Origin of the sequence: Nocardia bovistercoris (assembly GCF_015674855.1) — a bacterium.
GTDB lineage: Bacteria > Actinomycetota > Actinomycetes > Mycobacteriales > Mycobacteriaceae > Nocardia > Nocardia bovistercoris.
This window is the reverse complement of record NZ_JADMLG010000026.1, coordinates 1-24,849: the sequence shown is the minus strand read 5'-3', so window position 1 is coordinate 24,849 and position 24,849 is coordinate 1. Positions and strand designations below refer to the sequence as shown.

General features: G+C 61.1%; 25 protein-coding genes. 8 read left to right on the top strand and 17 right to left on the bottom strand.

Translation table 11 applies throughout. The annotated features are described in order from the left end of the window. Positions 1-163 precede the first annotated feature (163 nt). From IT779_RS35345 to IT779_RS35335, 3 genes are all read left to right on the top strand, one after another. A complete protein-coding gene (locus IT779_RS35345) occupies positions 164-1,555 on the top strand; it encodes an ATP-binding protein (protein ID WP_198429296.1) in 1,392 nt (463 codons plus the stop codon). Positions 1,556-2,103: 548 nt separating this feature from the next. After that, positions 2,104-3,078 (top strand): UDP-glucose 4-epimerase GalE, encoded by a 975-nt coding sequence (gene galE / locus IT779_RS35340; RefSeq protein WP_196153891.1) that lies wholly within the window; start codon positions 2,104-2,106, stop codon positions 3,076-3,078. Positions 3,079-3,255: 177 nt separating this feature from the next. Then, complete coding sequence (locus IT779_RS35335; protein WP_196153847.1) at positions 3,256-3,654, top strand: HEAT repeat domain-containing protein; 399 nt, start codon at positions 3,256-3,258, stop codon at positions 3,652-3,654. A gap of 50 nt (positions 3,655-3,704) precedes the next feature. Here IT779_RS35335 and IT779_RS35330 read toward each other — a convergent pair whose 3' ends face one another. After that, positions 3,705-4,205: a DUF6301 family protein gene (locus IT779_RS35330; protein ID WP_196153846.1), complete on the bottom strand. Its 501-nt coding sequence runs from the start codon at positions 4,203-4,205 to the stop codon at positions 3,705-3,707. A gap of 209 nt (positions 4,206-4,414) precedes the next feature. On the opposite strand from IT779_RS35330, the gene IT779_RS35325 reads away from it, so the two are divergent. Further along, the gene (locus IT779_RS35325; RefSeq protein WP_196153845.1) at positions 4,415-4,834 is read left to right on the top strand and encodes a nuclear transport factor 2 family protein; all 420 of its coding nucleotides are present in this window, start codon (positions 4,415-4,417) and stop codon (positions 4,832-4,834) included. 119 nt (positions 4,835-4,953) lie between these two features. Here IT779_RS35325 and IT779_RS35320 read toward each other — a convergent pair whose 3' ends face one another. The 4 genes from IT779_RS35320 to IT779_RS35305 all read right to left on the bottom strand — a co-directional run bounded on the left by IT779_RS35320 (position 4,954) and on the right by IT779_RS35305 (position 7,596). Continuing rightward, positions 4,954-5,487: a hypothetical protein gene (locus IT779_RS35320; protein ID WP_196153844.1), complete on the bottom strand. Its 534-nt coding sequence runs from the start codon at positions 5,485-5,487 to the stop codon at positions 4,954-4,956. A 314-nt stretch (positions 5,488-5,801) separates the two neighbouring features. Next, complete coding sequence (locus IT779_RS35315) at positions 5,802-6,734, bottom strand: restriction endonuclease (RefSeq protein WP_196153843.1); 933 nt, start codon at positions 6,732-6,734, stop codon at positions 5,802-5,804. Positions 6,735-7,059: 325 nt separating this feature from the next. Further along, the gene (locus IT779_RS35310; protein WP_196153842.1) at positions 7,060-7,242 is read right to left on the bottom strand and encodes a type II toxin-antitoxin system RelE family toxin; all 183 of its coding nucleotides are present in this window, start codon (positions 7,240-7,242) and stop codon (positions 7,060-7,062) included. 84 nt (positions 7,243-7,326) lie between these two features. Further along, the gene (locus IT779_RS35305; protein ID WP_332839111.1) at positions 7,327-7,596 is read right to left on the bottom strand and encodes a type II toxin-antitoxin system Phd/YefM family antitoxin; all 270 of its coding nucleotides are present in this window, start codon (positions 7,594-7,596) and stop codon (positions 7,327-7,329) included. Between the two features lie 542 nt (positions 7,597-8,138). Here IT779_RS35305 and IT779_RS35300 point away from each other — a divergent pair. Then, complete coding sequence (locus IT779_RS35300; RefSeq protein WP_196153841.1) at positions 8,139-8,663, top strand: DUF6301 family protein; 525 nt, start codon at positions 8,139-8,141, stop codon at positions 8,661-8,663. Positions 8,664-8,723: 60 nt separating this feature from the next. Here the strand turns inward: IT779_RS35300 and IT779_RS35295 are convergent, their stop codons facing one another. Continuing rightward, positions 8,724-8,948, bottom strand: coding sequence for a hypothetical protein (locus IT779_RS35295; protein ID WP_196153840.1), 225 nt, complete (start codon positions 8,946-8,948; stop codon positions 8,724-8,726). Positions 8,949-9,028: 80 nt separating this feature from the next. Here IT779_RS35295 and IT779_RS35290 point away from each other — a divergent pair, with 80 nt between their 5' ends. Both IT779_RS35290 and IT779_RS35285 read left to right on the top strand, forming a co-directional pair. Then, positions 9,029-9,238 (top strand): hypothetical protein, encoded by a 210-nt coding sequence (locus IT779_RS35290; protein WP_196153839.1) that lies wholly within the window; start codon positions 9,029-9,031, stop codon positions 9,236-9,238. Continuing rightward, a complete protein-coding gene (locus tag IT779_RS35285; RefSeq protein WP_196153838.1) occupies positions 9,235-9,612 on the top strand; it encodes a type II toxin-antitoxin system death-on-curing family toxin in 378 nt (125 codons plus the stop codon). Before IT779_RS35290 ends, IT779_RS35285 begins: the two co-directional genes overlap by 4 nt. Positions 9,613-9,973: 361 nt before the next feature. Here IT779_RS35285 and IT779_RS35280 read toward each other — a convergent pair whose 3' ends face one another. Further along, entirely contained in the window at positions 9,974-10,354 is a 381-nt protein-coding gene (locus tag IT779_RS35280; RefSeq protein ID WP_196153837.1) for an effector-associated constant component EACC1, read from the bottom strand. 119 nt (positions 10,355-10,473) lie between these two features. Here IT779_RS35280 and IT779_RS35275 point away from each other — a divergent pair, with 119 nt between their 5' ends. Next, positions 10,474-10,755, top strand: coding sequence for a tyrosine-type recombinase/integrase (locus IT779_RS35275; RefSeq protein WP_196153836.1), 282 nt, complete (start codon positions 10,474-10,476; stop codon positions 10,753-10,755). Positions 10,756-11,118: 363 nt separating this feature from the next. Here the strand turns inward: IT779_RS35275 and IT779_RS35270 are convergent, their stop codons facing one another. The 10 genes from IT779_RS35270 to IT779_RS35225 all read right to left on the bottom strand — a co-directional run bounded on the left by IT779_RS35270 (position 11,119) and on the right by IT779_RS35225 (position 23,507). Further along, entirely contained in the window at positions 11,119-11,472 is a 354-nt protein-coding gene (locus IT779_RS35270; RefSeq protein ID WP_196153835.1) for a YbaB/EbfC family nucleoid-associated protein, read from the bottom strand. A 54-nt stretch (positions 11,473-11,526) separates the two neighbouring features. Further along, the gene (locus IT779_RS35265) at positions 11,527-11,898 is read right to left on the bottom strand and encodes a DUF6188 family protein (RefSeq protein ID WP_196153834.1); all 372 of its coding nucleotides are present in this window, start codon (positions 11,896-11,898) and stop codon (positions 11,527-11,529) included. Further along, positions 11,898-13,148: a WXG100-like domain-containing protein gene (locus IT779_RS35260; protein WP_196153833.1), complete on the bottom strand. Its 1,251-nt coding sequence runs from the start codon at positions 13,146-13,148 to the stop codon at positions 11,898-11,900. The genes IT779_RS35265 and IT779_RS35260 overlap by 1 nt, the downstream gene beginning before the upstream one ends. Next, positions 13,148-13,435, bottom strand: coding sequence for a WXG100 family type VII secretion target (locus IT779_RS35255; protein WP_196153832.1), 288 nt, complete (start codon positions 13,433-13,435; stop codon positions 13,148-13,150). The genes IT779_RS35260 and IT779_RS35255 overlap by 1 nt, the downstream gene beginning before the upstream one ends. After that, positions 13,435-13,743: a WXG100 family type VII secretion target gene (locus IT779_RS35250; RefSeq protein ID WP_196153831.1), complete on the bottom strand. Its 309-nt coding sequence runs from the start codon at positions 13,741-13,743 to the stop codon at positions 13,435-13,437. The genes IT779_RS35255 and IT779_RS35250 overlap by 1 nt, the downstream gene beginning before the upstream one ends. An 846-nt stretch (positions 13,744-14,589) precedes the next feature. Then, the gene (locus tag IT779_RS35245) at positions 14,590-15,906 is read right to left on the bottom strand and encodes a DGQHR domain-containing protein (RefSeq protein ID WP_196153830.1); all 1,317 of its coding nucleotides are present in this window, start codon (positions 15,904-15,906) and stop codon (positions 14,590-14,592) included. An 898-nt stretch (positions 15,907-16,804) separates the two neighbouring features. Further along, the gene (locus IT779_RS35240; protein ID WP_196153829.1) at positions 16,805-17,629 is read right to left on the bottom strand and encodes a phosphoadenosine phosphosulfate reductase family protein; all 825 of its coding nucleotides are present in this window, start codon (positions 17,627-17,629) and stop codon (positions 16,805-16,807) included. Next, positions 17,626-21,096, bottom strand: a complete 3,471-nt coding sequence (locus IT779_RS35235) for a hypothetical protein (RefSeq protein WP_198429295.1) — start codon at positions 21,094-21,096, stop codon at positions 17,626-17,628. Before IT779_RS35235 ends, IT779_RS35240 begins: the two co-directional genes overlap by 4 nt. A 71-nt stretch (positions 21,097-21,167) precedes the next feature. After that, positions 21,168-22,262, bottom strand: coding sequence for a DUF4007 family protein (locus IT779_RS35230; protein ID WP_196153827.1), 1,095 nt, complete (start codon positions 22,260-22,262; stop codon positions 21,168-21,170). Positions 22,263-22,325: 63 nt separating this feature from the next. Then, entirely contained in the window at positions 22,326-23,507 is a 1,182-nt protein-coding gene (locus IT779_RS35225) for a cysteine desulfurase family protein (RefSeq protein ID WP_198429294.1), read from the bottom strand. Positions 23,508-24,849 lie beyond the last annotated feature (1,342 nt).

Sequence of the window (24,849 nt, the reverse complement as noted above, 5' to 3'; positions counted from 1 at the left end):
GTGAACGTGGTGCCGCGACGCTTTCGTTCGCAAAATGAATGGGAGCGTTTATCTTTCGTACGCTGTAGGCCGGGCGACGAAGCCGGTGCCCGATCCTGTCCGGGCCGCTCGATCGGCTCCGGCGACTTCACCTGGGTGCGGGCCGAGATCACACCCGCGGTCCGTGTCTGCGGTGCAGAAGTTCCAGGGTGGCGCTGCGTGCAGATGCGGAAAAAAAGTCTTGCAAACGCGGAAAATAAATCCTGTAGATACGGAAGAAAAATGCCATAATGCCTGCATGGAGGGTTCACTCACCGGCATCGCTCACCGACGACTGACGGCGGTTGTTCGAACGCGAATGACCGAGGAGCCGGTGGTCGTCCTGAACGGGCCACGCACGGTCGGCAAGAGCACACTGCTGGCGCATATCGCGGAATCGACCAGCCGTGCCGTGATCGATTGCGACGACCCGGCCACTCGCGCGGCCGTGCGTAACGACCCGGGCAGGTTCGTGAGCGGCGACGGCCCGATCCTGATAGATGAGTACCAGCATGTGCCGGAGTTGCTCGACGCCATCAAGGCTGAGCTGAACCGAGACCTGAGTCCGGGCCGGTACGTCCTCGCGGGATCCACCCGCTATTCGACCCTGCCGCAAGCCGGACAAGCATTGACCGGTCGGGTGGATATCGTCGAGGTGTTGCCGCTGTCGCAAGGCGAAATAGGCCGGACAAGTGAAGAGTTCGTGCACAATCTCCTCAGCGGCGTCGCACTGCCGGACAGCGAGCCCGCTTCCGACACATCGCGAGACGACTACGCACACCGTGTCACAGCGGGCGGGATGCCGGTCGCGCTACGCCGACCGGCCGGAAGGTCACGGTCGCGATGGTACGCCAACTACCTCCAACTGGTCCTCGAACGGGATGTCCTGGAGATCAGTCGAATCCGGCAGCGGGAAATGCTGCCCCGCTTACTCGATCAGCTGGCCGCACGCACCGGACAGGTTCTCAACATCACCGCTGCTGCCCAATCCATCGGATTGGAGAAGTCGACCGCGGAGAACTATCTCCGGCTTCTGGAAGCTGTTTTTCTCGTTTACCGGCTGCCCGCGTGGGGAACCACCCTCGGTTCGCGCGTCGCCCGCCAACCCAAAATCCATATCGTGGACTCCGGCGTCGCCGCCTGGCTCATGGGCCTGACCCCGGAGAAGATCGCGGGCAGTGACCCGGCCGCACTGTCGGAGTACGGCCATTTGATCGAAACCTTCGCTGTGGGGGAGATTCTCAAGCAGATCAGTTGGTGGGATGCGCCGGTGACAGTCGGGCACTTCCGCACCGGATCCGGCGACGAAGTCGACCTGGTCGTCGAGAGCGACGACGGGCGAGTGATCGCCTTCGAGTTCAAGGCGGGAAGCCGGGTACATCGCGAAGACCTGCGAGGTATCCGCATTCTGCGCGACCGCCTCGGTGATCGGCTCACCGCCGCGATCGTCCTCTACACCGGCCCTCACATGTTCCGACACGAGGAAGGCGCGTTCGTGGTCCCACTCGATGCTTTGTGGACACCGCGACTTTCGTAGTCTTCCGACCGTGGCCGTTCGGCATCGGAGACGCCGCAGGTCAAGGGAGCGCTCTCGTAGCGTGAGTGATCACAATCGTCACCAGATAGACGATGAGGGGCGGACCCAAGAGGACGATTCCGCCGAGTAGTAGGTATATCCACCATGGCGCGGCGAGGGTGACGAGCAGAGCTGAACCGATCTTTCGAACGACTCCACGGAATGCGAGCATGACCAGCGGAATGCCGATTTCCGCGATGAGCCGATAGCCGGGTCGTGGATGGAATCCGTAGCTGGACAGGCCGACCCGAGCCACAGCCGCTACGCCGCCACCAGCAGCAGCAGCCGAGTTGTGGCAGGCCATCACCGGGCCGCCCACGAACTTGCACGTGCGATGACCGAGGCGTGTGTAGCCTCACCGGACCCGGACCCATTGGCTACTGTGAAGAGTCGCGCCCGGCAACGCTTCACCAGCTGGACCGGCACCGCCGAGCTTGGCCCAAGGACTATTTCCAGGCTCACCGCCAAGACATCCACGATCACCTACTCGCGATGAAAGTGCAGGTCAGATGAAACTCCTTGTCACCGGCGGCGCCGGTTTCGTCGGTGCCACTGTCACGAGGATGCTGCTCGATGCCTGCCATGAGGTCGTCGTTGTCGATGATCTGTCCCGTAACGACGACCGGCAGATCCCCGACGGCGCGGCATTCGTCCGGCTTCGAGTGCAGGATATCGCTGAAATCCTGGTTCCCGACGCCGGATTCGATGCCGTGCTGCACTTCGCCGGGTTGATCGCAGCTGGTGAGTCGATGCATCATCCGGAGTGGCACTGGGACAACAACACCCGCGCATCCCTCGCGCTCTTGGACGCGATGCGAACCGCCGGGGTCGGCAAACTGGTGTTCTCGTCCACGGCGGCCGTCTACGGCGAGCCCGCTGAACTTCCGCTGGTCGAAACCTCACCCACGAACCCGGTCAACACCTATGGCGACACCAAACTCGCCGTCGACCGGGCGATCACGACCTACACCCGTGCTTTCGAATTTGGAGCGATCTCGCTGCGCTACTTCAACGTCGCAGGCGCCCATGACTGCGGTGACGGAACGATGATCGGAGAACGACACGACCCCGAAACCCATCTGATCCCGCTGGCATTGGATGCCGCACTGGGCCGCGTAGACAAATTCGCGCTGTTCGGCGACGACTACCCGACCGCCGACGGCAGCTGTGTGCGGGACTACATCCACATCACCGATCTGGCCCGCGCACACCTGCTGGCCCTCGAAGCCATTCATCCCGGTGAGCACAAAGTCTACAATCTCGGCAATGGTATCGGCTTCTCCAATCTGCAAGTGATCGAAGCCATTCGCGAAGTCACCGGCGCGGAATTCGAGGTCGGGATCGCGCCCCGACGACCGGGAGACCCCGCCACCCTGTACGCATCCTCCGAACGGGCACACCGTGAACTGGGATGGACACCCGAGTATCCAGACATCCTCGACATCGTGCGCGACGCATGGCAATTCCATCAGCAACCCCGATGACGTCGAACGTTGGGCGCGTGGCTTGGTAGTGCGCGCGATCGCCGTCGTCACAAGATGGACGATAAGTGGCGGGCGTCTGAGGGTGACGCGCGCTGGACGGCCGAGGGGTTCGTGTGCGAAAGCAAGCCCGACCCATCCGACCTGACGAGATACCATGAGCCGCTGCGGAGAAAGAATTTGGAGCGCAATCGAATTCGTGAAGGTCTGAACTCCCGGGAATGGGAGGTTCGATGCACGGCCGCTCGCGCGCTCGGCACGCTGCTTCCCGACCGCGAAGCGCTGTCGGATCTGACGGCACTGCTACACGACGAGGACACCGCCGTACAACAGGAATCCGCCGAATCGCTGAGTCGACACGGTGGCCGAGCCGGGCTCGCGATCGTGCTCACCGAACTCGGGCGTCGTGCCGAAGATTCGGATGCGGACTACATCGCCTACCGGCTTCGTGACCTGCAAATCTTCGAACAGGTGCCGATACCGTGCACCGCACGTGAGATGAAGGCCGAGCTCACCGTCGAGGCTCGCGCCGGACTCGATCAACTCGAAGATCTGTTCGACGTGGACTTCACCGCATGAATGGCTGATCAGATCGATGTTGAAATCCCCAAGTGCGGTGGCGATGCCGCTCAGATGTCCTCGATCAAGCCGAGTCTTATTCGCTCCGCGAATTCGTCGATGTCGGCCTGATACTCGGGACGGACGAGGCTGAGGGTGACCGCCACGAAGCCCGCGTCGAGTCCCACGACTATCCTCGGGTAGTCCCATCTGATCATCGCCTCGATACCTGGTTCATAGCGCGCGGGCAGGCCGAGAGTGTCGACGAAAGCGTCCGCCAGGTCGTCGAAAGCTTGGAGGATGGGGGGCATTCGTTCTTCTGTGGGTGCCCGGAAATCGGCGATATCGGTAACCGGCGCCGCGAATCGGATGATGTGCCGGTTCTCCAGATAGACGTAACATTCCGGTCTGTTCACCGCGAAGTCGGTGCGCAACCACATGACGCCTTCCTTCCGGACGAGTTCCCACCCGGCGGCGTCGCAGAACGGGGTCGGATCATCGAGGGGCCACTTCCAGTCGAATTCCGCTGCGATCCAGGCAATGCGGGTCGCGCCCTCGATATCGGTGTGCATGAGTGGAGGCTACTTCCTGTCGGATCAAATGAATGGTCGCGATGCATCTGACCGGTGCACCGCGTCGAGACACACTGCGCACTGGTCGATCACACCGCGCGGCCAGTCGGCGGTGACTGACGTCGTCTCTACCGCCCCGACAGGCAGCAGGTCCCGGCCCAAAGGCAACTACTGTATGTAGTATTCGAGTGGGGACAGGGAGGAATCCGATGACGGACGTTGACGTGGTCGCTCGATTCTGCACAGCAACGCAGGCCGGCGATGTCAACGCCGTAATGGACACTTTGGCATCGGACGCGGAACTGATCTCGCCACTGGCAGGGCGTTCGGCATTCCGCGGTCACGACGATCTGCGCGCGCTGTTCTCTGCGTTGTTGCCCGCACTATCCGGGTCGACCTGGCGTCACCGGGTCCGCGAGGCGAACACAGCTGTTGTCGTGGCAGACGCTCGCGTCTTGGGCGTGCGTGTCGGAGACGCCATGTTGATCGAGTGCGGGCGAGATGGTCGCATTCAGCGTCTGACACCCCACGTTCGCCCCTGGCTGGGGCTGACCTCATTGGCGGTCGCGCTGGGACCCAAGTTGCTTCGACACCCCGCGCTGATCTGCCGCGCTTTCCGCCCTCACTGAAAACATCCAGGCCAGCCGACCCACAACGACTCGCCATCACGCAATTCGGCCCGTGGGATCAATTGAATCTGGACGAACCGCTACGTTCCGAGGTGGTCTCATCATCGGGGACCGGTCACCTACGCTGTTCCGCCCGCCTGCTTTTCGAAGACGCTTGTGGCGTATGGCGGCCAGTCCCGCGCGAGATTGTCCGAAAGTTGCGCACGTAGATCGTCGCGCTCGCGTAGGCCGGTCTGCCAGGTTCCATTGGCTGTGTGGATAGTCAAGCCGTTACGCGATGCGTCGCACAGCAGAGCGTATCCTAGTTGGCTCAGGGTTAGAAATAGCTGCAGGATGGGTGTTTCGGAGAGCTCATTACAGACCTGTTCGTAATCGATACCTATGTCAGCCCAGGTTCGCTGTTGGGTGTCCAACCATTGCGTAATGTCCGACAGAAACACCGCCCGCCAGTTGTTCTGCCTGGCGATCGCGATCGTCAGATCGAAAACGTCGGCTGCAGCTCGACTCAGTACGTGGCGTGGTACGGCTGTCGGGGCGACCGCGACGGCGGCCTCGGCGAAATCGGCCTCACCCGCAGGCCATGCCAAACCGTAGATCAACCAGTAGGGGGGATTCACGAGCGACGACGGTGCACCGTGCGACGGTTGTGTCATGCCGGACAACCTACGTGGCGGTTGCGACATCCGGAAGGCCGTTTGCACGGCGGTACATGGGTCCTACAGGACGCTCGACGTTTTCTTGTGCTGCCCATCTTCGGAGTTTCCCCAGGTCGCGTCCCCTACAATCCATTCGACTTGTTGATACTGACTGCGCATCATCCACATGATGGATGAGGGCCGTGCTCGCCACAATTCACATTTCAGTCAGCTGTCCCATTAGAGACCGGCCCCTGCCACTCTGCGACGACGATCTGACGCGCAAGTTCGGCCTCGGTAATGTCCCTCCTTGTGCAGCGTGGCCGACCTACCTATGTGACTAGCCACTCGCTAGTGTGGAGCATACAACTGCCTGTGTCGTTGACATGGCGTTTCTTGTTCCGCAGAACCTCGTCGAGCCGGACGCGTCCTTCGAGGATCAGGAAGATCTCTTGCCCGTCGACAGCGATGAACGTCGACCCTTCGCTGTATTTGCCCAAGGCGGTGCTTGTGTAGCTGCTCGCGCTGAAGAAGGCTCCCAGCGCGTTCTTGCCGCGCCGACGCACCTTCGAATCGAGAATGTCCAGTTGATCGCGCCCGATCGGCTCCTTCGTCCACTTGGCCTCGACAATGTAGTCGTCCGTGTCGAAGCTGAATGAGCCGTCGATCTGCTCTCCGTTCAGTACGTAGCTGAGCCGTGGCTCCAGGTCGAACAGCTCGAAAAGGTCGTTGAGGAAGCGCTCGAATCTACGACCGCGCTCTTGCGGATTGTTGTTCATCTGGTGGAGTGCGATAAACCGCGCCTTGAGATCGTCCAGATCGTCATTGAACTTGCGCGCCGCTGAAGAGGCGTCGGCATCTGCGGCTCGCGCGTCATTCCGTCGGGCCTCGCGTTCGCGGTCTTGGCTGAATCCTGCTGTGTGTTGGCGTAACTCAGCCACGCAGGCTTTGGCCTGTTGAAGGCGCTCGGCTCGGTCGCTGAGATCCTTGATCTTCTCGACGTCCGGGAACGACTCCATCGCGGCCACCGCGAGGATCAGCCGGACAGTGATTTCGAAGTAGCGGTTCTGCTGGGCGATCAGGCGATCAACGATCAGATCGGTTGCTTCGCGTTTCGAGATCGCCGAAAACGCCACTCCCGCGAGCAGTTCGGGGTGGTCGGCCAGCGCTGCGCGGACGTATGCCTCGAATGGCTTCCGGTACCAGACGATCGAGGGCAGCGCCTCACGCAGTGCAAGGAGCGCAGCAGGCGAAATCACCTTCATACGACTCATTCTGGCAGATGCATGACAGACCTCGGCTATCACAGGCCACGCACGATACGTCACCCGAGTCTTCTCTGCCAGCTCTGTGAGCCTTGACCGGTGCCCGATGACGTGGCCACCCGGTAGTCGAGTTTTTGTGTCGTCGAACTGTCGACGCTGGTCGGATTGTTCGGCGCGGTCCAGGAGTGATCGTCGTTGTCTGTCCCATATTCGGTGTGCCTCTGTAGGGCTTGCGGGGGAATGGGACTGACCAGGGGTCCCGAGCCGGAAAATCGGTCTCGATCAGGAAATGCGCTGACCTGGTTGGCCTGAACATGAGGGCTGCCTACGAGCGGTAGGCGTCGCGCCTGTGGCGAACCGAGTGAATTTCGACCGCGTGCTTGTCGTCGTTGATGCGATAGACGATTCGATAAGTGCCGCGTCTAGCTGAATAGAATCCATCGAATGGCTCAACCAAGGGCTTGCCTACTCGGTGCGGGGTGGAGATCGGTCCGGCAACGGTCTCCATGGCGACATCAGCGGGCAAGGTTCTCGTGGATGTTGCGGCGAGCCTGGGCGGACACGACCACGGAGTAGGGCTCGGGTGCTGTGGTCACGCCACACCGCGACGGCGCTTCTCCAGCTCAGCGCGGACCTCATCGACGTCGAAGGTGTCGCCGGAGGCGAAGTCTTCCTTGGACTGGCGGAGTTCGGACATGGTGTCGCTGTCGCTCAGGATTTCCAGTGTTTCCTGCATCGATTCGTACTCGGCGACGGAAATCAGCATCACGTCGGCACGGCCGTTGCGAGTGATGGTGAAGCGATCGTGCTCGCGCGCTACTCGGTCGGCGAGCTCGGCGATGCGCGCATTGGCCTCTGTGATGGGGATGATCTCTATGGGGCCAGAGTATCAGTCGGTCATAATTACAACCATTCATCTGACCTGTTGGACTGCGGCATCGATAATCTGGTTCGGACAGCGGACGGGATTCGAATGGCACGCGGCGTGCGCCGACGAATGGAACAGAGGGAATCGTCGACCACGACATCACGGAGCCGTGCGTCGAGGTTTGCGGCACCTCGCGTTGGCAAGGCGATCCCACGACACCTGCGCGAGGACGACTTCGTCCGCGAGGACGCACATGGGCAACCGGAGAAACACCTGGTCACTATGCGCGGGTCCGAGCGGCGAGAAGCCGCGTTCGCCGCCCCTTGCACGTACAGTTCGCCACCGTCGCCTGCCACACACGCTATTTACCGTTACGCAGGACGTGCCGTCGGTCGACGTCTTGTCACAGGCCGAGAGCCTCCGGTGCCTGACCTACGTGTGACGCCAACATCATTCGGCGATGTGAGAAGGTGCGAAGTCCACCCGTCCGTCCCCGCCATGCTGAGCAGAAAGACACCACCGTGGTGCACGTAGATATGGATCGCGCCGTGCAGGTTGTGCGCGCAGCGAATGAGTTCGAATGGTCTTGGACAGCCGAGGACCTGCCGGCCTTCGCCGCTTCGGTGGGGTGGACCTTGGTCGATGTCGGCAAGGAATATCCAGGCCTCGTCACCGATTTCGAAGTGAACCGGCCAGATACCACGGCGTTCGTCTCTGTGCCGCCCGCGCCGTTCCCTCGAGGGCAGTTGAATCATCTCGACTTCGACGTCACCGATGTCGTGCTGGACGATCCCGATGTGAAACCTGCTTTGAACGCGGTCTTCGACGAGTTCGTGCAACGAGTGTTCGAGACGGTGCGGCAACGACCGACGGGGTGGTGGGTGGAGCCGACCCGCGGTCTGCGGTGGGACCTCTCCAGTCTCGTCCTCGAAGTGACGGTCAGTGACCGCTCGGTATGGGTCGGTCTGATCAATCCCGCTTACCAGCAGTGGAACGAGGAGATCGCGCGGATCGTCGAGCAGCAGCAGGAAGACGAGGAAGACGAGGAAGACGAGGACTGATCAACGGATTCGGAGACCGGAATCGTGGATGGCTTCGGCTTCGTGAGAGGCGGTAATGGATCAGGACGTGGCTGCCTCGCGGATGCGGCCTGTGATCGGTACGGCCATCTCTTCGAGGACGAACACGATGCCGTCGCGGACCGGCTCGATGCCCATTTCGCCGAAGCGCGGGCGAAGGAATGTGGTCAGGATGTAGTCACGCCTCTCCGCGCGGTGAACCGAGCCCGGAGAAAAGGTGCTCTGAGCTGCGCCGATGCTGTGCCCTCGGCAGGGCACGCGAAACATGGACAACTGAAAATTGGCTGGTCATAGTGGGTCACTACTCGCTCGGAGCCCAGTGCCCTGATTGATGCTACCATTTTGGTATGACGACCATGAGCGTCCGGATTCCCGACCACATCGCCGAGGGGCTGAAGGCGGCGGCAGATGACCTGCACATCAGCGTGAACGCCGCTGTCGTGCAGGCCATCGAACAGTGGCAGGCCACTCAAGGACACCGTCGTCGCGTCGACACCGCGCTTACCGACATTCTCGGAGAGGACGCGGTGCTGCTCGAGCGGTTGGCCGATGCGTGACCGAATACCTCACTGTCGGTGACCTATTGAAGGTCAACGCCGCAGTCCTCGGCGCTGAGTGGCCGGCCATCCGCGATGCCGGTCTGGTGGCGGCCGCTGCGGCGCGGCCCGCGGCGACGGTCTTCGGCGAAGATGCCTACCCGGACTTGGCCGGCAAGGTAGCGGCGATGATGCACTCGCTCGTACGTTCGCATCCGTTCCTGGACGGCAACAAGCGCACCGGCTGGGTCGCGGCGCGGCTATTGGCCCGTTTGAACGACCACACCATCGCGTTGACCGAGAACGAGGCCTTCGATCTGGTCGTCGAACTCGCCGCTGTCGACACCGAGGTGCCGGCATTGGCGAAGCGGCTGAAGGTTGAACCGATCACCTGATCGACTTGTCGACCTACCATCGAGGTCGAGCAGCCCGTCGGCCGGGCCGGGTATCGTTCGGCCAGGGCGAGATCGACTGGCGGGCCTGCCTCCCGGCTATGCGAAGGAGCGGGAGCTGCAATTCTGTTAGCCGATCAGCTGGCAACGACCTTGTTCGACTCAGTGCTGTTCCACCGCTGGCACAAGGTCCGAAGGTTCTCGAGAGTGGGCAGCCCTTGATGCTGGAAGGGCCTATGGCCGATTTATCGGTATTGGGGGCATCGTTTGACGGAGTGGTCCACCTGGGGATTCGGCGTTGGTTCGGTGGTAGCGATGACCCGTGCGTGGGGGAGCTGCGTAGGACTGCGTAGGGGATCTGTGATCAATTCCCTCGGTGAGGCTCGTCTGGCTCTGGTTCGCTCAGCATTCGAGCGACCATGTCGAGTAGCTGCGGCGTATCGCGTACGCGACGTGCGTCCAGTTCAACCTTGTGGCCATTCGCATCAGAGATTGTCAGTTTGACGTCAGAGCGTTGGTTGGCCAGCCAGCCGGAGAGTGAACGGGCAAGAACCACGCCGATCCCGCCGGAACCCAACGCTATGGACAGCACCTGCACAGTGGCCTCGGCGATCGCGCCGGACTGGCGAAACTTCGCGTCAAGCGTCAGCAGGTCACCCAACTCGGGATCGTCGCGCAACCAGTTCATCAGTGGTAGCGCGTAATCCGGGGCCAGCTTCATGTACAAGACGGGATCGGGTTCCACCGACTCATAGTGTCAGATATCGCACAGCGCCTGGCACATCGAGAGTTGTCCTGGCCGGTCGGCGTGATGACACGGAGGTGTTCACCTCCCTGCGCTGGGTCGTGCTCCGGGTTCGCGATATGCACCGTAGCCGGCTCGACGGGGCCGCGAGAACTGCGGGGCTGGAAGGGGTCACGCCGCACGAACTCCGGCATGCCGCGGCGTCCCCGGCGGTGTCTCGGGGTGCGTCGGTGCTCGCGATGCAGCGGATGCTCGGGCACGCCAAGCCGAGTGCGACGCTGAATTTCTACAGTGATCTGTTCGATGACGACGTGGCCGCGCGGCTCGATGCGGCGCGTACGAGTTTTCCGCTGCGTACGAACTGCGTACGAAATCGGGGGCCGTGGGCTCGGGTGAGTTAACGGCCTGACCTGCGATAATGTTGTGCCCTCGGCAGGATTCGAACAACAAGGGAAAATGGAAAATGCCTGGTCATCGTGGGGATATACCAGATCTGATGACTGCCATTCGTACGCTCGGCTCGGCCCAGTTCCCATGTTCGGTGTGCCTCGGGCAGGACACGCGGCACATGGCAACTGGAGACCGCTTGGTTATCGTGGGTAGGTATCCAATCTGAGGATTGCGGTCAGCCTGTGGACGGCCTGCAGGTTTAGGCGGCGGTCGATGGTCGAAGTTTGTTATCCGCTGTAGACGAGACGGTCGGTGCTTTGTCTCTGCGGGCGGGCTGTCACGTGGCGCACGGTAGTGGATGTGGATCAGAGAGATCAGGTTGATGGGCCCAGGATGTTGCGGATGAATGTCATCGCGGTGATTGTGGCGGGTTCCTCGGTGTAGGGGCGAGTAATTGCTTCGACCTGTTGTTGTGCCTCTGATTGCGCGCGTTGGATTGCCTCCAGGAGCGCTTTCCTGAGCTGGATTTCTCCGAGGCGCAGTGCCTGCGGCGTTATGCGTAGATCGGTGACTTTTCCGTGGGCGTCGACTGTAGCGCTCAGTTCGCCGTGGCGGGAGCTTGCACGGGCCGCGATCTGTGCGAGCGCTAGCTGTATCTGATGATTTTTGCACCGCCAGTCCTGCGCGACACGGCGTTGTTCTTCGTTCCATCGGTCCAAGTAGTCCATCGAGACTCCTGAAGTGTTCGCCGCCTGGTGGGCTGCGTGTGTGGGAGTAGCCGCTCAGTCGGCTGTCCAGGTGGCCAGCTCGCCGTGTGGCATGCAGACAACCCGGTATCCGTTCGGGCCTACGAGTGTCCATGCCTCGTATTCGTCATCCGGCGGAACGACGAGTTGGTTCCCAGAGTCGAGATCGATGGTCAGAGTTCCTGAAGTGTTGACGGCGGCGGAGGTGATCGCGCCACGAAGGACGGGTTCGAGTTCTGCCTGCGAACCGCCGCCGTTCGCGAGTGCGACGGGCCATCGGTCGCCTCGGCTGGATCGGATTTCCATGTCTCCTTCGATCTGGAGTTCGAATCCGTCGACGGTCGTGAGTTCGACCATGTACTCACTGGCTGTGACCGAGACATGCTGTCCAGTGATCGGTAGTTCCATTACCATCCTTGTGGCTTGGGGAAGGTTCCATCAGGGTTCACCGAGATATGTGTTGTGCTCTTGGGACCTGGTTTGCCTGCGAGATCGACCGGTTGGCCGTGCGAATTGTAGAACCGGACATATCCATTCGGATATTGCGAGTTCGGCTGCATGACCCGGATCGTGTCACTGTTCCCGGTCGATCCCGGCTTCTGCCAAACCACTCCTTTCCCGTTGTCGGCGGTACGAGGCACCCAATCGCTCGGAACTTCAGGCGGGCGCGAATAGCTGCCGCTACTGCCACCGCCGCCTGTGCCCGTGCTGGTATTGAACTGGGTGGGGTTGGCTTCGAGGAGCGGCTGCAACTCGGTGGCTACGCCGATGGCGGCGACCCCCGCCGCGACGGTGACCCCGGCCGCCACGGCTGCGGCGGCGTCGAATGCGACGAGTACGGTGACAACCGCAGCGCCGGCGGAACTGCCGGCAGCGGCCGTTGTCGCTACCGCTCCTGTTCCCGCAGTGAAGAAGCCGACTACGACACCCGCGATGAGACCCGCGCCGATCGCCCCGGCGAGGATGGCAAGAATCTTCTGGTGTGCGTCCTCGATCTGCTGTGCCCAGTCCTCACAGGCATTACCGAGTTTCTCGTACTGCGTGGCGACCTCGCCGACTCCCATCCATACCGCGTCCATCTGATCGATTGCCTGCGGTAGCTCTTCGGACGCGTTCTCTTCGACATTCGTCCACGCCTGACCGGTGCTGTCGCTGGCGCCGCGTAGTCCTTTAGCGGCAGCCCGCCACGCGGTACCGAGGCTCCTCAGTTTGTCGGGGTCGCCATTGGGCCACGTATGCCCTTGGAGCCAGCTGCTGATCATGCTCCAGCCGAATGGCGGATCGGACTCACCACCGAATGCGCCTTTGAACGTCGGCGCGGTCGTGGCCGCGAGAACCGCGGGGGCCGGGTCGGGTGTCTCGGGTGGGTTCTTGTTCAGTTTCTCTGTGTTCGCGTGGTTTACGGCGGTGAAGGCGAGCAGGTCGTGCAGTTTGCCGAACGCGTTGACAATATCTGTTCCGGCGGCGACGGCCTTGAAAGCAGCCAGATCATAGCTGTCTGCCCACGTACGCCCCGCGCTGTCACTGCCCGCGCACCCCCAGTCCTTGTCGAGCGCCGCAGCGAGTGTCTTGACGACATTTTCCGCACTGTGATATGCGCCCTCGTACAGCGTCGCGGCGTCGTACAGAATGCGCGAATCCATCGAAATAGGCGCCATCAGGGCCACATTCGCTTGTTGTGCTCGACATTGGCCAGATAGCGATCACGCGCGGCCCGGGCGGCGGTCTCGAGTTCGGCGAGTGCCGCCTTCATGTCCTGCATCTCGCGTTGCCAGATGTCATGCTTGGCGCGATGCGATTGCGCCGCGTTGCCTTCCCACTCGATATGCAGCGCGGCAACTTCACTCTCGACATCGGCGATACGTTGCTCGATCTGCTGTCCGATGAGACGAGCCTTGGCTACAAGTGCCAGGATCTGGTCGGTGTTCGCTGTATAGGCCGCCATTACGGATCGCCGAGTCCGAACCGCACATAGGTGAGATCGTCCGCATTGTTACCGTCGGTCGTGGTGTACCTGTTCGCGGCCTCATGTACTAGCATCGCGTCCTCACGCAGTGCCACAGCAACTTTGCGAGCGGATTCGACCCACTCCGTCCACAGCGCGGCATGCGTGTCGGCAGCCTCACCCACCCAATCAGCGGACATCAGCGCGTCGGCTTCCAACCGCAAAGTCTCGATATCCTCCCAGAACTCATCCGCCCTCGAAGACATACGATCGGCCGTAGCGTGCATCTGATCGGGGTTGGAGTGCACCCTGGCGAACTTACCGCCGCCGCGGTTGATGCGGTCTCGAGCCCAGCGAAGTCGGCCATCCACGGATTGGCCCAGGTTTGAATCGTTCTGGGGGCTTGGAGGTGACGTTTCCGTGTATCGTCAAGCCCTTCAGACCAGGGCTCGAACCGGCAACGCGTGACCTGGGTTTTCTTGTGAGGTCCGGTTGCCTGAACTCTGCTTACATTGCTCTTGCCTGCGTAAATGCCGCGCAGGTTGGTGCCCTCGGCAGGATTCGAACAACAAGGGCAACTAGAAAACGCCTGGTCATCGTGGGTATGTATCAGATCTGACGCTTGCCGTTCGTCCGCGTGGAGTGGTTCCCGTTCCCATGTTCGGCGCGCCCTCGGCAGGGCACTCCGAACATGGGAACGGGGATGACCTGCGGTGATCGGGTGGGCGGCTAGTGATTTGGTCCGATTACGTGCTGTAGATGGGCAGTGTGGGTATTTCGGTGGGCCGCCGTTGAACGCGATGATGGCCCCGCCACGACGTCAGCTGCTTTTGTTTGCGTTTCATCGGCGGGATTCGAACAACGAGGGCAACTAGAAAATGCCTGTTGATCGTGGGTGCGTATCGAGTCTGAGGTTGCGGTTCGTTCGCATTGTTCGCGGCCCTGTTCCGTGTGCGATGTGCCCGCACGCAGGGCACATCGCACACATCCTGTATGAGAAAGCGACCCGGCGCTCCTTCCTATTTTTATCGGCAAGGCTTACGGGCTGCGGCCAATAGATTGCTGTCGCAGTTGCAGTCTTGGTTGCCGCTAGTCGATGCTCAGCCATTATCCGCGTATTTCAATTGTGTGGACGTGATTGGCTTTACTGTTGACTAACTCGAATCAGAGGCAATTGAAAGTCGTTCGGTCAGTTCCTCGAATGTCGCAGGGTAGCGCTCGTTCTTGAGATTTCGGTAGGCGCGGATCGCTCGTTCTATCTGCGATTTATTACTGGGAGCCAGATGTGCGAGGAGTAGCTGATTGAGAGCCTCATTGTTATCCTTGGCCGAGATCATCTTGCCAGTACGAGAACCAGCAGGGCCGTCCGGTGTGGTCTGCCACACGACAGAGAAAGGAGCGGACGTCATTTTCCAGTCCAACTCGCTGAGGCGTCGAAGGAGTTCAGGCCACTCAAGAAGCCGCTGCTCCATGATATGGCGAGCTGCCTTCACCACCTGAACTTGTACCGCCGGGCGCATGAATGGATGCCCCTCGCCGTCTCTGCCTTTCGGTGCGCGAAGGTCTTTCGGTGTCGCGTGTGACTCATATCGTGCTCGTATATTTCCGCATGCAACCAATAGTTCGTCGATTCGCTGGGCGAGGATTTCGTAGCTCTCATCGAGAATATCGTCCGTCGCCCGTTGAGATCCTCTGTTCATGCTTTCGTCAAGGTCGAATCCCAGATCCGTTACCAGGTCGTACAGCACCCCGATCGTCGTCCAAGCGGTTTCTGTGACCCCAATGGATCGTGTCGCCAACTTAAGCTCGCCATCGTTTCCTACTTTGCTGAAGACTTGTACGACTCCGTTACTTCTCAAGAACTTGTGGTCGTCAAGCAGGCGACGAGTCAGGATAGCGAAGCCGTCGTCCTCATCAAGGGCGATGTTTTCTTGAGCGGTGGTCTTGACGGCGTTGCGATTGATGTTGGTAAAGAGTCGACGCGTCCTTCGGCGTCCTTCTTCGTTGTCGAAGTGCGGGACAACGATTACGCTAATATCCTCTCGCCCGAGCTCTGGGTCCCGTTTGACGGCATCTTTAATAGCTTTCAATCGATGTTGGCCGTCAAGTGCGAAGAATTGATGGGTGCCGTCGAAAGTGAGTACGCCGAAGTTTTTATCCATACCAGCCAAAACCTCGCTGCTCTCTGAATTCTTCTCCATCTCCAGTGGAAGATACTCGGGAGCACCACCCCAGGCTGCAACGATGATGGCACCGAGAAACCTGTTCTCATTGGTCAACAGGTAATCTGTGATCTCTGCGGTGCGAACACCAACACCTCGCTGAATCATCGTTCCGAGGTCTTGATTGCCGCCCAGCTCATGCGCGAAATTTATTTCGCGTGCTACTGCTGCATAGCTCATGAGACATGAGTAGTAGGTCCAGTTTCCGACTTTTGCTTCGAATGCTGGCACAAATGTTTTGGAGGGCATGGATGCTTCTTCCTGGCGTTTGGTTAGGAGGTCCAAGCAGCTCGGGGAGCGCCGAGTCGTCCCCGAAGCTTTGGTCGATCGGAGTCGTTAAGGGGCGGATTCCAGAGCCGAATGAGCCGTTTTTCGAGCCCTCGGATCCGACTTCGATCGAGCACTGTGGTGCACCAGAACTCCATTGGGCGCAACGGTAGATATCGGCTCAGTCGTTGTTCGCGGGTCTTCGGATCGGTGTCGGCCCACAGACTTTCGGGGCTGGCTTGAAGGTATCTACTGTATTCCCTGTAGCGGTTGCGGATGGTGTTTCCGTCGTCGGTTCGGGAGGCGCCAGCTTGTCCGACATACAGGAGCTGGGGAAAGCTTCCATGAGCGGGGCGGCTATCGACCGAAAACTGGAACTCCGGTCGCCAGACGAACATGTACAGCCCAGGCAGGTCGGGGAGGCTCGCCTCTAGCGCTTCTGTCGCTTGGTACACCTCCCATGGTGAGGCGAAGTCCCGCAGGTCCTGATCCAACTGTCGGCAGCTCTCCACATCTAGCATGCGAAGCAGGCCGACCTCGATCGGAAGGGCGGGGCTGTCTTCCTCGCGGTGCCTGTGCACCAGTCGGGTCAGCGGGTCCCTCCTTACGGGCACGCTGGAAAAGGACATATCGGCAAACCCCCAAGGCTCTGGTGCGCAAGTGTATCCAGTGTGCCAGAGGGGACTGACAAGCCCTCGGCGCTTCGCGTGAAAGTCCGGTTCGTGCAGCGCGATCGGCTTGAATTCCACAGCGAGCGTTCGGGTTATTGGTCGAGTCAGAGAACGATGTCCATCCAGTGACGAAAGCCTCTTGCTGCGTGGCGAATACGGGGTGAGGCCACTGGGAGGGGGGTTTTCCTTGCGAGGTCCGCTTGAGTCCGTCAGACGTGGCAGACGACGCACCCGGCCTCGTCGTCGTCCTCGTCCAGGGCGTCGGAGAGCACCTCAAGCAGTGGGCGGTTCGGCTTGATCCTGCGTGCGGCACGTTCCATAGCAAGTTGATGTCGCTGTTCGATCTCTTCTCGGCGGGCGAGTAGGTCATTCAGCGATTCGCCTTGGGACCATGTGTAGTCGCGGCCTTGCATCGCGGTGGCTTGGTATCGGACCTTGTCCTCGTACTCGATCGCTTTTTGGAAGAGGTCGGGGTGTCGGTCGGCAAGTCCGACCCATTCATGTTTGCGTTGGAAGAAGCAGAAGTAGCATCCTGATCGCGTGCGCCACTCGTAGTAGGCGGGTAGCCCGATGCCAGCCTCATCGAGTATGCGGTTGACCCCTTCACGGTCGATGCCGTCTTCGCGGAACGGGAATACGGCGGTGATGTTGGGCTTGGTGCTGATGTAGCCGAGGCGGTTCTCGTCGGCGCGGATGGCCACGTAGGACACAGCCGGATCGTCGCCGATCCATTCTTCCAACGGCTTGATCTTCAGATTCTTGGTGCACCAGCGCATATTTGGGCTAGGCAGGGTTCCTTGGTATACCTCGAGCCAGTGATCGAAATCACGAGAGGCGTTGAGCCGGGCGATGGGCTTCCCCAGCACTCCTTCGAGTCTGCTGAGATACTCGTAGGTTTCAGGTAGTTCCGCGCCGGTGTCGCAGAAGAAGTACTCCATCTCCGGCAGTCGGTCGCGTAGGTGGACGGCAAGTGCGGCGGAGTCCTTTCCGCCGGAGATGCCGAGGACGTGGCGGGTCGTGCGTTCGTCGCTCATGAGGCTCCCGTCATATCGAGTTGCGTGTCGTTGTCGGCAGCCAGCAGTTGTTCGGTCAATGCGGCGAGCAAGATCCGTCCTCCATCAGGGCCGAGCTCAGCCAGGGCCCGTGCCAGGACCTCCCGGGCCAGGGTGGCTGCGTCAGCTCGCGCTGCCGCCGATGTTCGAACGAGTGTACGAGACTCGGCGCCCTCGGGAGTAGTGACTGTGACCAGTTGCGCTGTGTACCCTTCGTCGGCGTGTTCATCGGCGTCGTTCTCGTACAGGTGGCTGACGCGGTCGAGTGCCAGCGCGAGTTGTTTGGTACGGCGACCGAATGCCTGGGCGTCGGCATCGGACCATTCGCTGAGGGGTACTCCGTTGATACGCACGATGAGTGGGTCGAGCCAGTCGTCGTCTGCGAGTGTCTCGTTGACCGCGATAGTGACCAATCCGCGCAGCTGGGGCTCGAGGGAGGCATTGCCGAATCCGCGGGCGCGGTCACGTAGTTCCTGTCGCAGTGCCTTGAGTTCTGCGGGCAATCTGAATGCTTCGGCGATCGCCTGGATAGCGTTGTCGCGCAGAACGCTACTGGCTGAGGTGATCTCAGAGAGGGCCTCGGCGAGTTTATGGACGTAGGTGCGGGCCGAGTCCTCGTCGCGACTTGTGCGTGCACCTACCTCGGGCAGGTCCAGAGCTCTGGGCAATGTCGAGAACACGAGGTCCACAGGATCGCCGGATGTTGTGAGCGCTGTACGTACTGCCTGAGCATCGGCGCTGATAAGTCGTGTGCGCCGCGCGTACGGCGTGAGGCCCCGAACGTTGTTCAGCAGGGCATGGGTGATGGTGAGCACCATAGGGTTGCGGACGGTCCGAGCGGGCTTGGCTGCGCCAGTGCCGAGAGTGTCGGCGAGCAAGTCGAGCACGAGCTTTCGCTGTCCTTTGCTGGTGGGCGCGGCCTTGACGGTGAAGCGTCCGGATCCTTTGAGCAGTCGCTCCATGGCGTCGGCTGTCAGGCGAGTCCGGTAGTTACCTTCTTCGAACAGCGCCACATCTTCCGACCGCAGCAGCAAGGCGGCCACGATGAGGACGGGCACCACACCAGCTTTGACCCCGTATGGAGCGGCCATCAAGGACTGCGCGATCGTCTCCAGAGACGTTTGTTTGCTGGCGTTGGAGAACGCGTCGCTCAGTGCCTGCCAGGCGGGGTGGACCGGGTTGATGTCGTCCGGTTCCGAATAGTTGTATGGAACGAGACCGCTGCTGGGGTGGTCGGTGCCGTCGGAGACGAGCGCATGGAGTCCCATGTACTCGAGTACGCCGCTGTACATCGCCCGCTCGGGTCCGAATCCTTCGATCCCGAGGTATTGCTCGTGGGGGTGTTCGATCATGGCGGTGAGCAGTTCGCGGCGAGCCTTGGCAGCCTGACTGGTCAAGGTGTGTCGGCCCAGCATCTCGTTGCGTATATGTGGGGTAAGCGGATAGATGTGTTCGCAGGCGGCGGAGACGATTCCGGACAGACTGCGGGCCTGGAACGGCACGTTGCCATCGGGCTGACGGAGCAGCCACTGTGTGTCGGTCTCGGTCGGGGAGAATGCTTGGGCCAGGATTGTCGCGACCTCGGCGGTGGCCTGGCTGATCCGCTCGCCGACTTCTCTGCGGGCGACCGCGTCGAGGGTGTCGTCCTCGCGCAGTGTCTCTAGGCAGAACAGGTGGCGGCCGGCATCGAGGACTGCCCGCGCCTGCTTGGTGACTCCAGCCACTACCGGCAGCACCGTCCGTGCCGTTGGCAGGTCGTCGTGACCTCCGAGGTGGAACAGCATCAGACCGTCGGCCGCGCCGCCAGGCTCCGGGCCAACCACGGAACCTGTAGTGGGCTCACTGATAGTGGTGACGAAGTGCCGGAGCATGCCGGTGCGCTGGCTGTGTCGGCCAGCCACGATTGCCTCTGGCAGATGCCGCTTGAGTACGCCGACCACCGCGTGGTCGTCGCATCGGTCCCATATCTCGTCGATACGTGCCTGCAGGTCTACATCGGTTCCCTGCCACACCCGGTATTCATCGCTGAACTCGCGGTAGACCAGGAACCCGCGCTCCTGCAAGTCTTTCAGGGTGCTGTGCAGGGCTTCAGCGGCACCATCGTTGTCGATGGATGTCGGGTCGGTCAGCGCGAACAGCACCATGTGGGCGCTGGCGCGAAGGGCGCCGGAGGAGTCGATCAGGTTGAGCAGCCCGACGGTCTTGAGAATGCGCAGTTCTGTATCCGACAGGCCGTGCGCCTCGCTGATCCTGCTGTCGATCTCGATCCACCGGCTTGCGTTGGCAGATACCAGGATCGTGGTGCGGCCCGAGGCGAGGAAGTAGTCGTACAGCTGCGGCAGCTGAATTGTCGATGCGTGGGTGGCCTTGGGTCGAGAGCAGGTCGCGAGGAAGCGAGCGACACTGTTGGGTTCGTCACCGCTGAGAAAGCCACTGACGCTACGGTCATGCTGCCCGACTTGAGAGGCGAGCAGGGGAGCCGCTGCGGCAGTGAGCGGATGCAGCGGATACAGATCGGCGAACAGAGTGTCGTCAGGGGTGATGACCCCGTCGAGACCGTGCTCGGACCACGCTGTGGCCGATGCGGTGTGGTGTGCATCGAGCAGTTTTCGGCCCGCTGCTGTGACAGCACTGTGGTCGAGGCTGCGGCGCAGAAGCTGAAGGGCATCTCCGATGTGAGTGGTGAAGGTGATGTCCTCGAATCGGCCCTGGACTTTGGCCCATTCGCGTTTCTGCAATGTCGCCGATCGCGAGGCGTAGTCGAGAAACGACAGGTGCTGGAGGGTGATCAGATAGAGCGGCAAGCCCTTTCTTCCCGCCCCCTTCTCGGCGAGCTCCTGCAACAGGAATAGATCGTCGATGCTGCGATCGGACTCAGAGGTGGCGAGATACTCGAGTGTCTTACCGAACTCATCGATGATCAGCAAAACAGGGCTATGACGGCACAGCGCCGCGGTTGCGGTCAGCAATTCGGCCGACCCGCTGCCTGCCTTCGTCAAGGCATTGACGGCGGTAGCGACATCCTTGGGCGGCTTTCCATTGGGCCATCGCAGGTTTACAGCGTGCGTCAGAGCCTGCCGCAGGGTTGCTGCCAACGGTTCGCGGCGGGCGGTCGCCACTGCGATCAAGAACCCGTCAGGTGACACCTGATCGCGGGCGACTGTCAGCCTGGTCGTCAGATCGGGATTGTATTCCGCGACGGTACTGTCGGCGTGGCGTCTGTAGGGGGAATCGTCGGACAGTAGAGCGGACATCAATAGGGCGAGGGTCGATTTGCCTGTGCCGTATGGGCCGGTCAGTGACCATGCCCTGGTTCGAGCAGGGTCTTCTAGTGCGCCGACGAGCCGGTCGAGCGCATCCTGTATCCGAGCACCGATATACAGCGGTGGCAACTGGTCGTCGCCGTAGACGTCTCGCTCGAGATTTGTCGACCGCAATTTGGAGCTCACCACCGTCACTCCGGTGGGTGTGCTCGGCAGACGGGAAGATCGACTAGCAGGGGACGTTGCAGTGGTGGCGGTCACTGGACCTCCTCGAGGATCGGCAGGTCAGCGGTGTCGGTCGGCTGGCGGAGTGTGTCGGCCGACGTCAACTGTGGGTACCTACGATTCCACTCTTCCTCGGATGGACATCCACGTTCCAGGACTCGGCCGTAGTAGCCGTCGAGCACGTCCCACGCAAGCTTGCGGGGCTGCTCGTGGAACACCAGGGCACGCTGACCGATCGCCTCGTTGAGGGAAAGCCCAGGGTTATGTTCACACACAGTTTCCAGACTCTGAACAAGCTCAGGTTCACGGATGCGAAATGCCCTGCCGGGGCCGCCCGGCTCGTTTGCGAGCCGCGCTACAGCGATCGAGCCAGCGTTGGAGTCGATCATCTCTGCCGCGTAGTCGAGGCAAGCGTAGGCGACCACGGCGGGTGGCAACGATGTGCGGGTCGTACTGGTGAAACGCCATGTCCTGGGGGCTTTGTGTCCCGGATCCACCGATTCCAGCAAGCCCAACTCCCGGAACGGACAATCCACAAAATCTTCGAAGCTACCGGGGGCTTCCACCTGCTTTTTCGATGCTGCCGACGCCCTGCGTGGTGCGTACATCTTGGTCATGCAGTCGACGTCTTTCTCCACCGACGCACGTGCCACCCCGTCCCAGCCCGCGAGACGGACATGGCGTTCTATCAGTTCGGTCAACTCGGGCTCGGTGAACCGTGCCGAGGGGAGCAGATGGAACGCGATCCACCAGGCCGGTGTCGCGCATCTCGGCGAAAGCAGCCACCAGTGCAGCAGCCACAGACTCGCCGGATCCTCCAGATAGGGGTCGGCTCCGTTCTCGTCGAGTAGCCACCGCGCTCGCCATGTCGGCGCGGCAGCGAAAGCGCGCGAATTGCCGCCTTTGGGATACTCTTTCGTCAATTTGAAGGCCGATGACCAGTATCGGATGGCATTGACCATGTTCTTGCCGACACCGAGGGTGACGGTTGCATCGTCGCGTAGGAACACCTCGTTGTTCTCCGACACCTGGAGATACGCCTTGTGGAGCCAGCCGAAGCGGGGCGCGAAGGTTTCATGCCGTGCGAACGCGGACCGAGCAGCCTGCGCCAGCGGTGTTGTAGCCATTGAGTGAGGGCCTCTATCGGTCAATGTCGTTGTCGGACAGGGAAACGTTTGGTTGGAACTGAGTCATGCGAGCATGCGCTGACTGGTGCCGTGCAGCGCAGTGCGCACAAATTCCACGGCTTTGGGGACTGCCTGGATGGCATGGTCGATATCGGCGTCGGTGGTGGCGTATCCGAGGGAGAACCGGATGGTCGACTCTGCTTCGGACCGACTCAATCCCATCGCCAGAAGTACGTGACTCGGACCGAGCGCGCCCGAGTGGCAAGCGCTTCCATCCGAAGCGGCCACCGTGGGCATCGCGGCCAATACTGCGTCTGCGGGAGCTTCGGCAAAAGTAATGCTCGTTACGCCCGGAAGACGATGTTCTGTAGAGCCGTTCACCCTGCTCCCATGTATCACATTGAGCAGGGACTGTTCGAGACGGTCGCGCAGCCTCTGTGAATGCTGAGTTTCCGTACGGATTCGGGACTTGGCTTCGAGTGCGGCGGCACCCATACCGACGATGCCTGCGACATTGGCTGTGCCAGCGCGCCAACCTCTTTCGTGCCCCCCGCCGTACAGCAGCGGTCGGGTGGCAAGTCGCAGTGATCGTCTGACGAACAGCGCGCCGACCCCTTGCGGCCCGCCGAACTTGTGTGCCGACAGCGACAAAAGGTCCACATCTAGTTCGGTGAGGTCTACTGGCAATTTGCCCACCAGTTGAGTGGCGTCGGTGTGTACGACAGCACCGGCAGCATGAGCGAGTTCGATGACTACCGGCAGATCGGACAGGACGCCAGTTTCGTTGTTGGCGGCCATCACCGAGACCACATCGACGCTCCCCCCTGCGAGGGTATCGGACAAGGCGGTCAGATCGATAGCTCCGTACCGGCCAATCGGAACAATGGTTGTGTTCTCGGTGGCGCGAGCGTTGGCAGTCTCCAGTATCGCGGGATGTTCGCTGGCGCCGACCACTATCCGGTGTCCACGGTATGTGGCGTGAAGGGCGAGGTTGTTCGCCTCGGTGGCGCCAGCAGTGAAGACCAGCTCCCCAGGTGAGCAGCCCAGCAGATCGGCGACTCGACGACGTGCCGTTTCAACGTGATTGGCGGCCGTCAGCCCGTAAACATGTTGGCTGGAAGCGTTTCCAACGGTCTGAAGCACCGGCACCATCGCCGCTAGCACCTCGGGGCGTAACGGTGCGGTAGCGTTGTAGTCCAGGTATGTCACATCCTTAGGGGCATTGACAGTCAGATCCGTTTCCACGATGCTCCTTCGCCGTTGGCCCCAAACCATACCCTGCCACTCCTGGATGCATCCACCCACCGCGCCGCACGCCTACCCAGGAGAGGTGGGTGAAGCTTCAGCGCCCAGCAGACATGCAGATCAATGCAAAAGGGCATGATGCCAAGGGTGGACTTTCGCCAATGTGGCTGCGAGGAAGCTGCACCGCGAACTCGATTTGGCTGTGGCGCTGTGCTATGTCGGGCTTCGACGGAAGAGGTCTTGAGCAGGGTCGTCGGATTGAGATTGTGTCGCGCTCGAATCAACCTTCGCCGCATAGAGGTGATATCGCCGTTCTCTAAAGACCTCTGTCTCGTTTCCGTGAAGCGCGAGACATTAGGGTCTCGATATCGATACACGTGAACTTTGCAACCCATCCACCATCGTTCTCGTCGATGAGGTCTAGGTCATAGGCTCGTCCGCAGAGGCGGCACTGTGCGCGATACCGGGTTTTCGGGTCGGCCGCAGTGACGTATTGAGTGGGGTGACAAGGCATTGGCGTGGTCGGGCCGGTATGGGTGTTATTGTGAGTCCAGCGGTAGACCACCTGACCAGGCATAAGTACACCGAGTTCGAACTCGTCATCCGGGCCGATAGTAAACGGTTCACCTCGAGATCTGGCCCACGAGACTGTAATCACGGCTCCTTCTTAAGGAGTAGTCGGTGAAGTCCGTACCTGTTCGTCCCGCCGTGGATTGGTGCAGCGATATGCGTATAGGTCACGTTCGGAATGTGCGGTGAGTTAGAAGTTTTCGGCATGCGAACTCGACTCTGGAGTGGGGTGCAGTTCCAGTTTCATCTATCCTCCTTAGTTGGTTTTGTTCAGGATAGATCAATATCGACGAGTTGCGTTAGTGCATTATTCGAGTCGCGTATTCTCGTGGGCGATTGACTCGCGTGCATTTCAAGCTAATTTGCGCTCAGCGCCCGGCTCTGTCTTCTTGTCCGAACTTGCATTCGTCAGGGAACGCGAAACCGGGCTGGCACGGACTTACGTGACTGGCACGCGCCCGTGTCGGGTTGCCAACAGGAGAGTTCGAGAACGCCGCAGCCGAGCGCTGAGAGACAGTCGAGACCCCGTTCTGGCTGCTGTCGGTCCTGCAAATCGGCCAGGGCCGCACCCTGGTCGGCTCGATCGCCCGTAGCTACGTCACCTAGAAGACCTTCGGCCTGCTCAAAGGCGGGTGGGCGGTCAGAGGAGGAAGCCGAGTGCGAGGGCGAGGGCGGCGGTGATGCCGAGGGCGACAAGGACGGCGGAGAGGACGGAGGCGGACAGGACGGCGACGCCGCCGGTGAGGGTGGCGACGATGAGGCCCGACAGCCA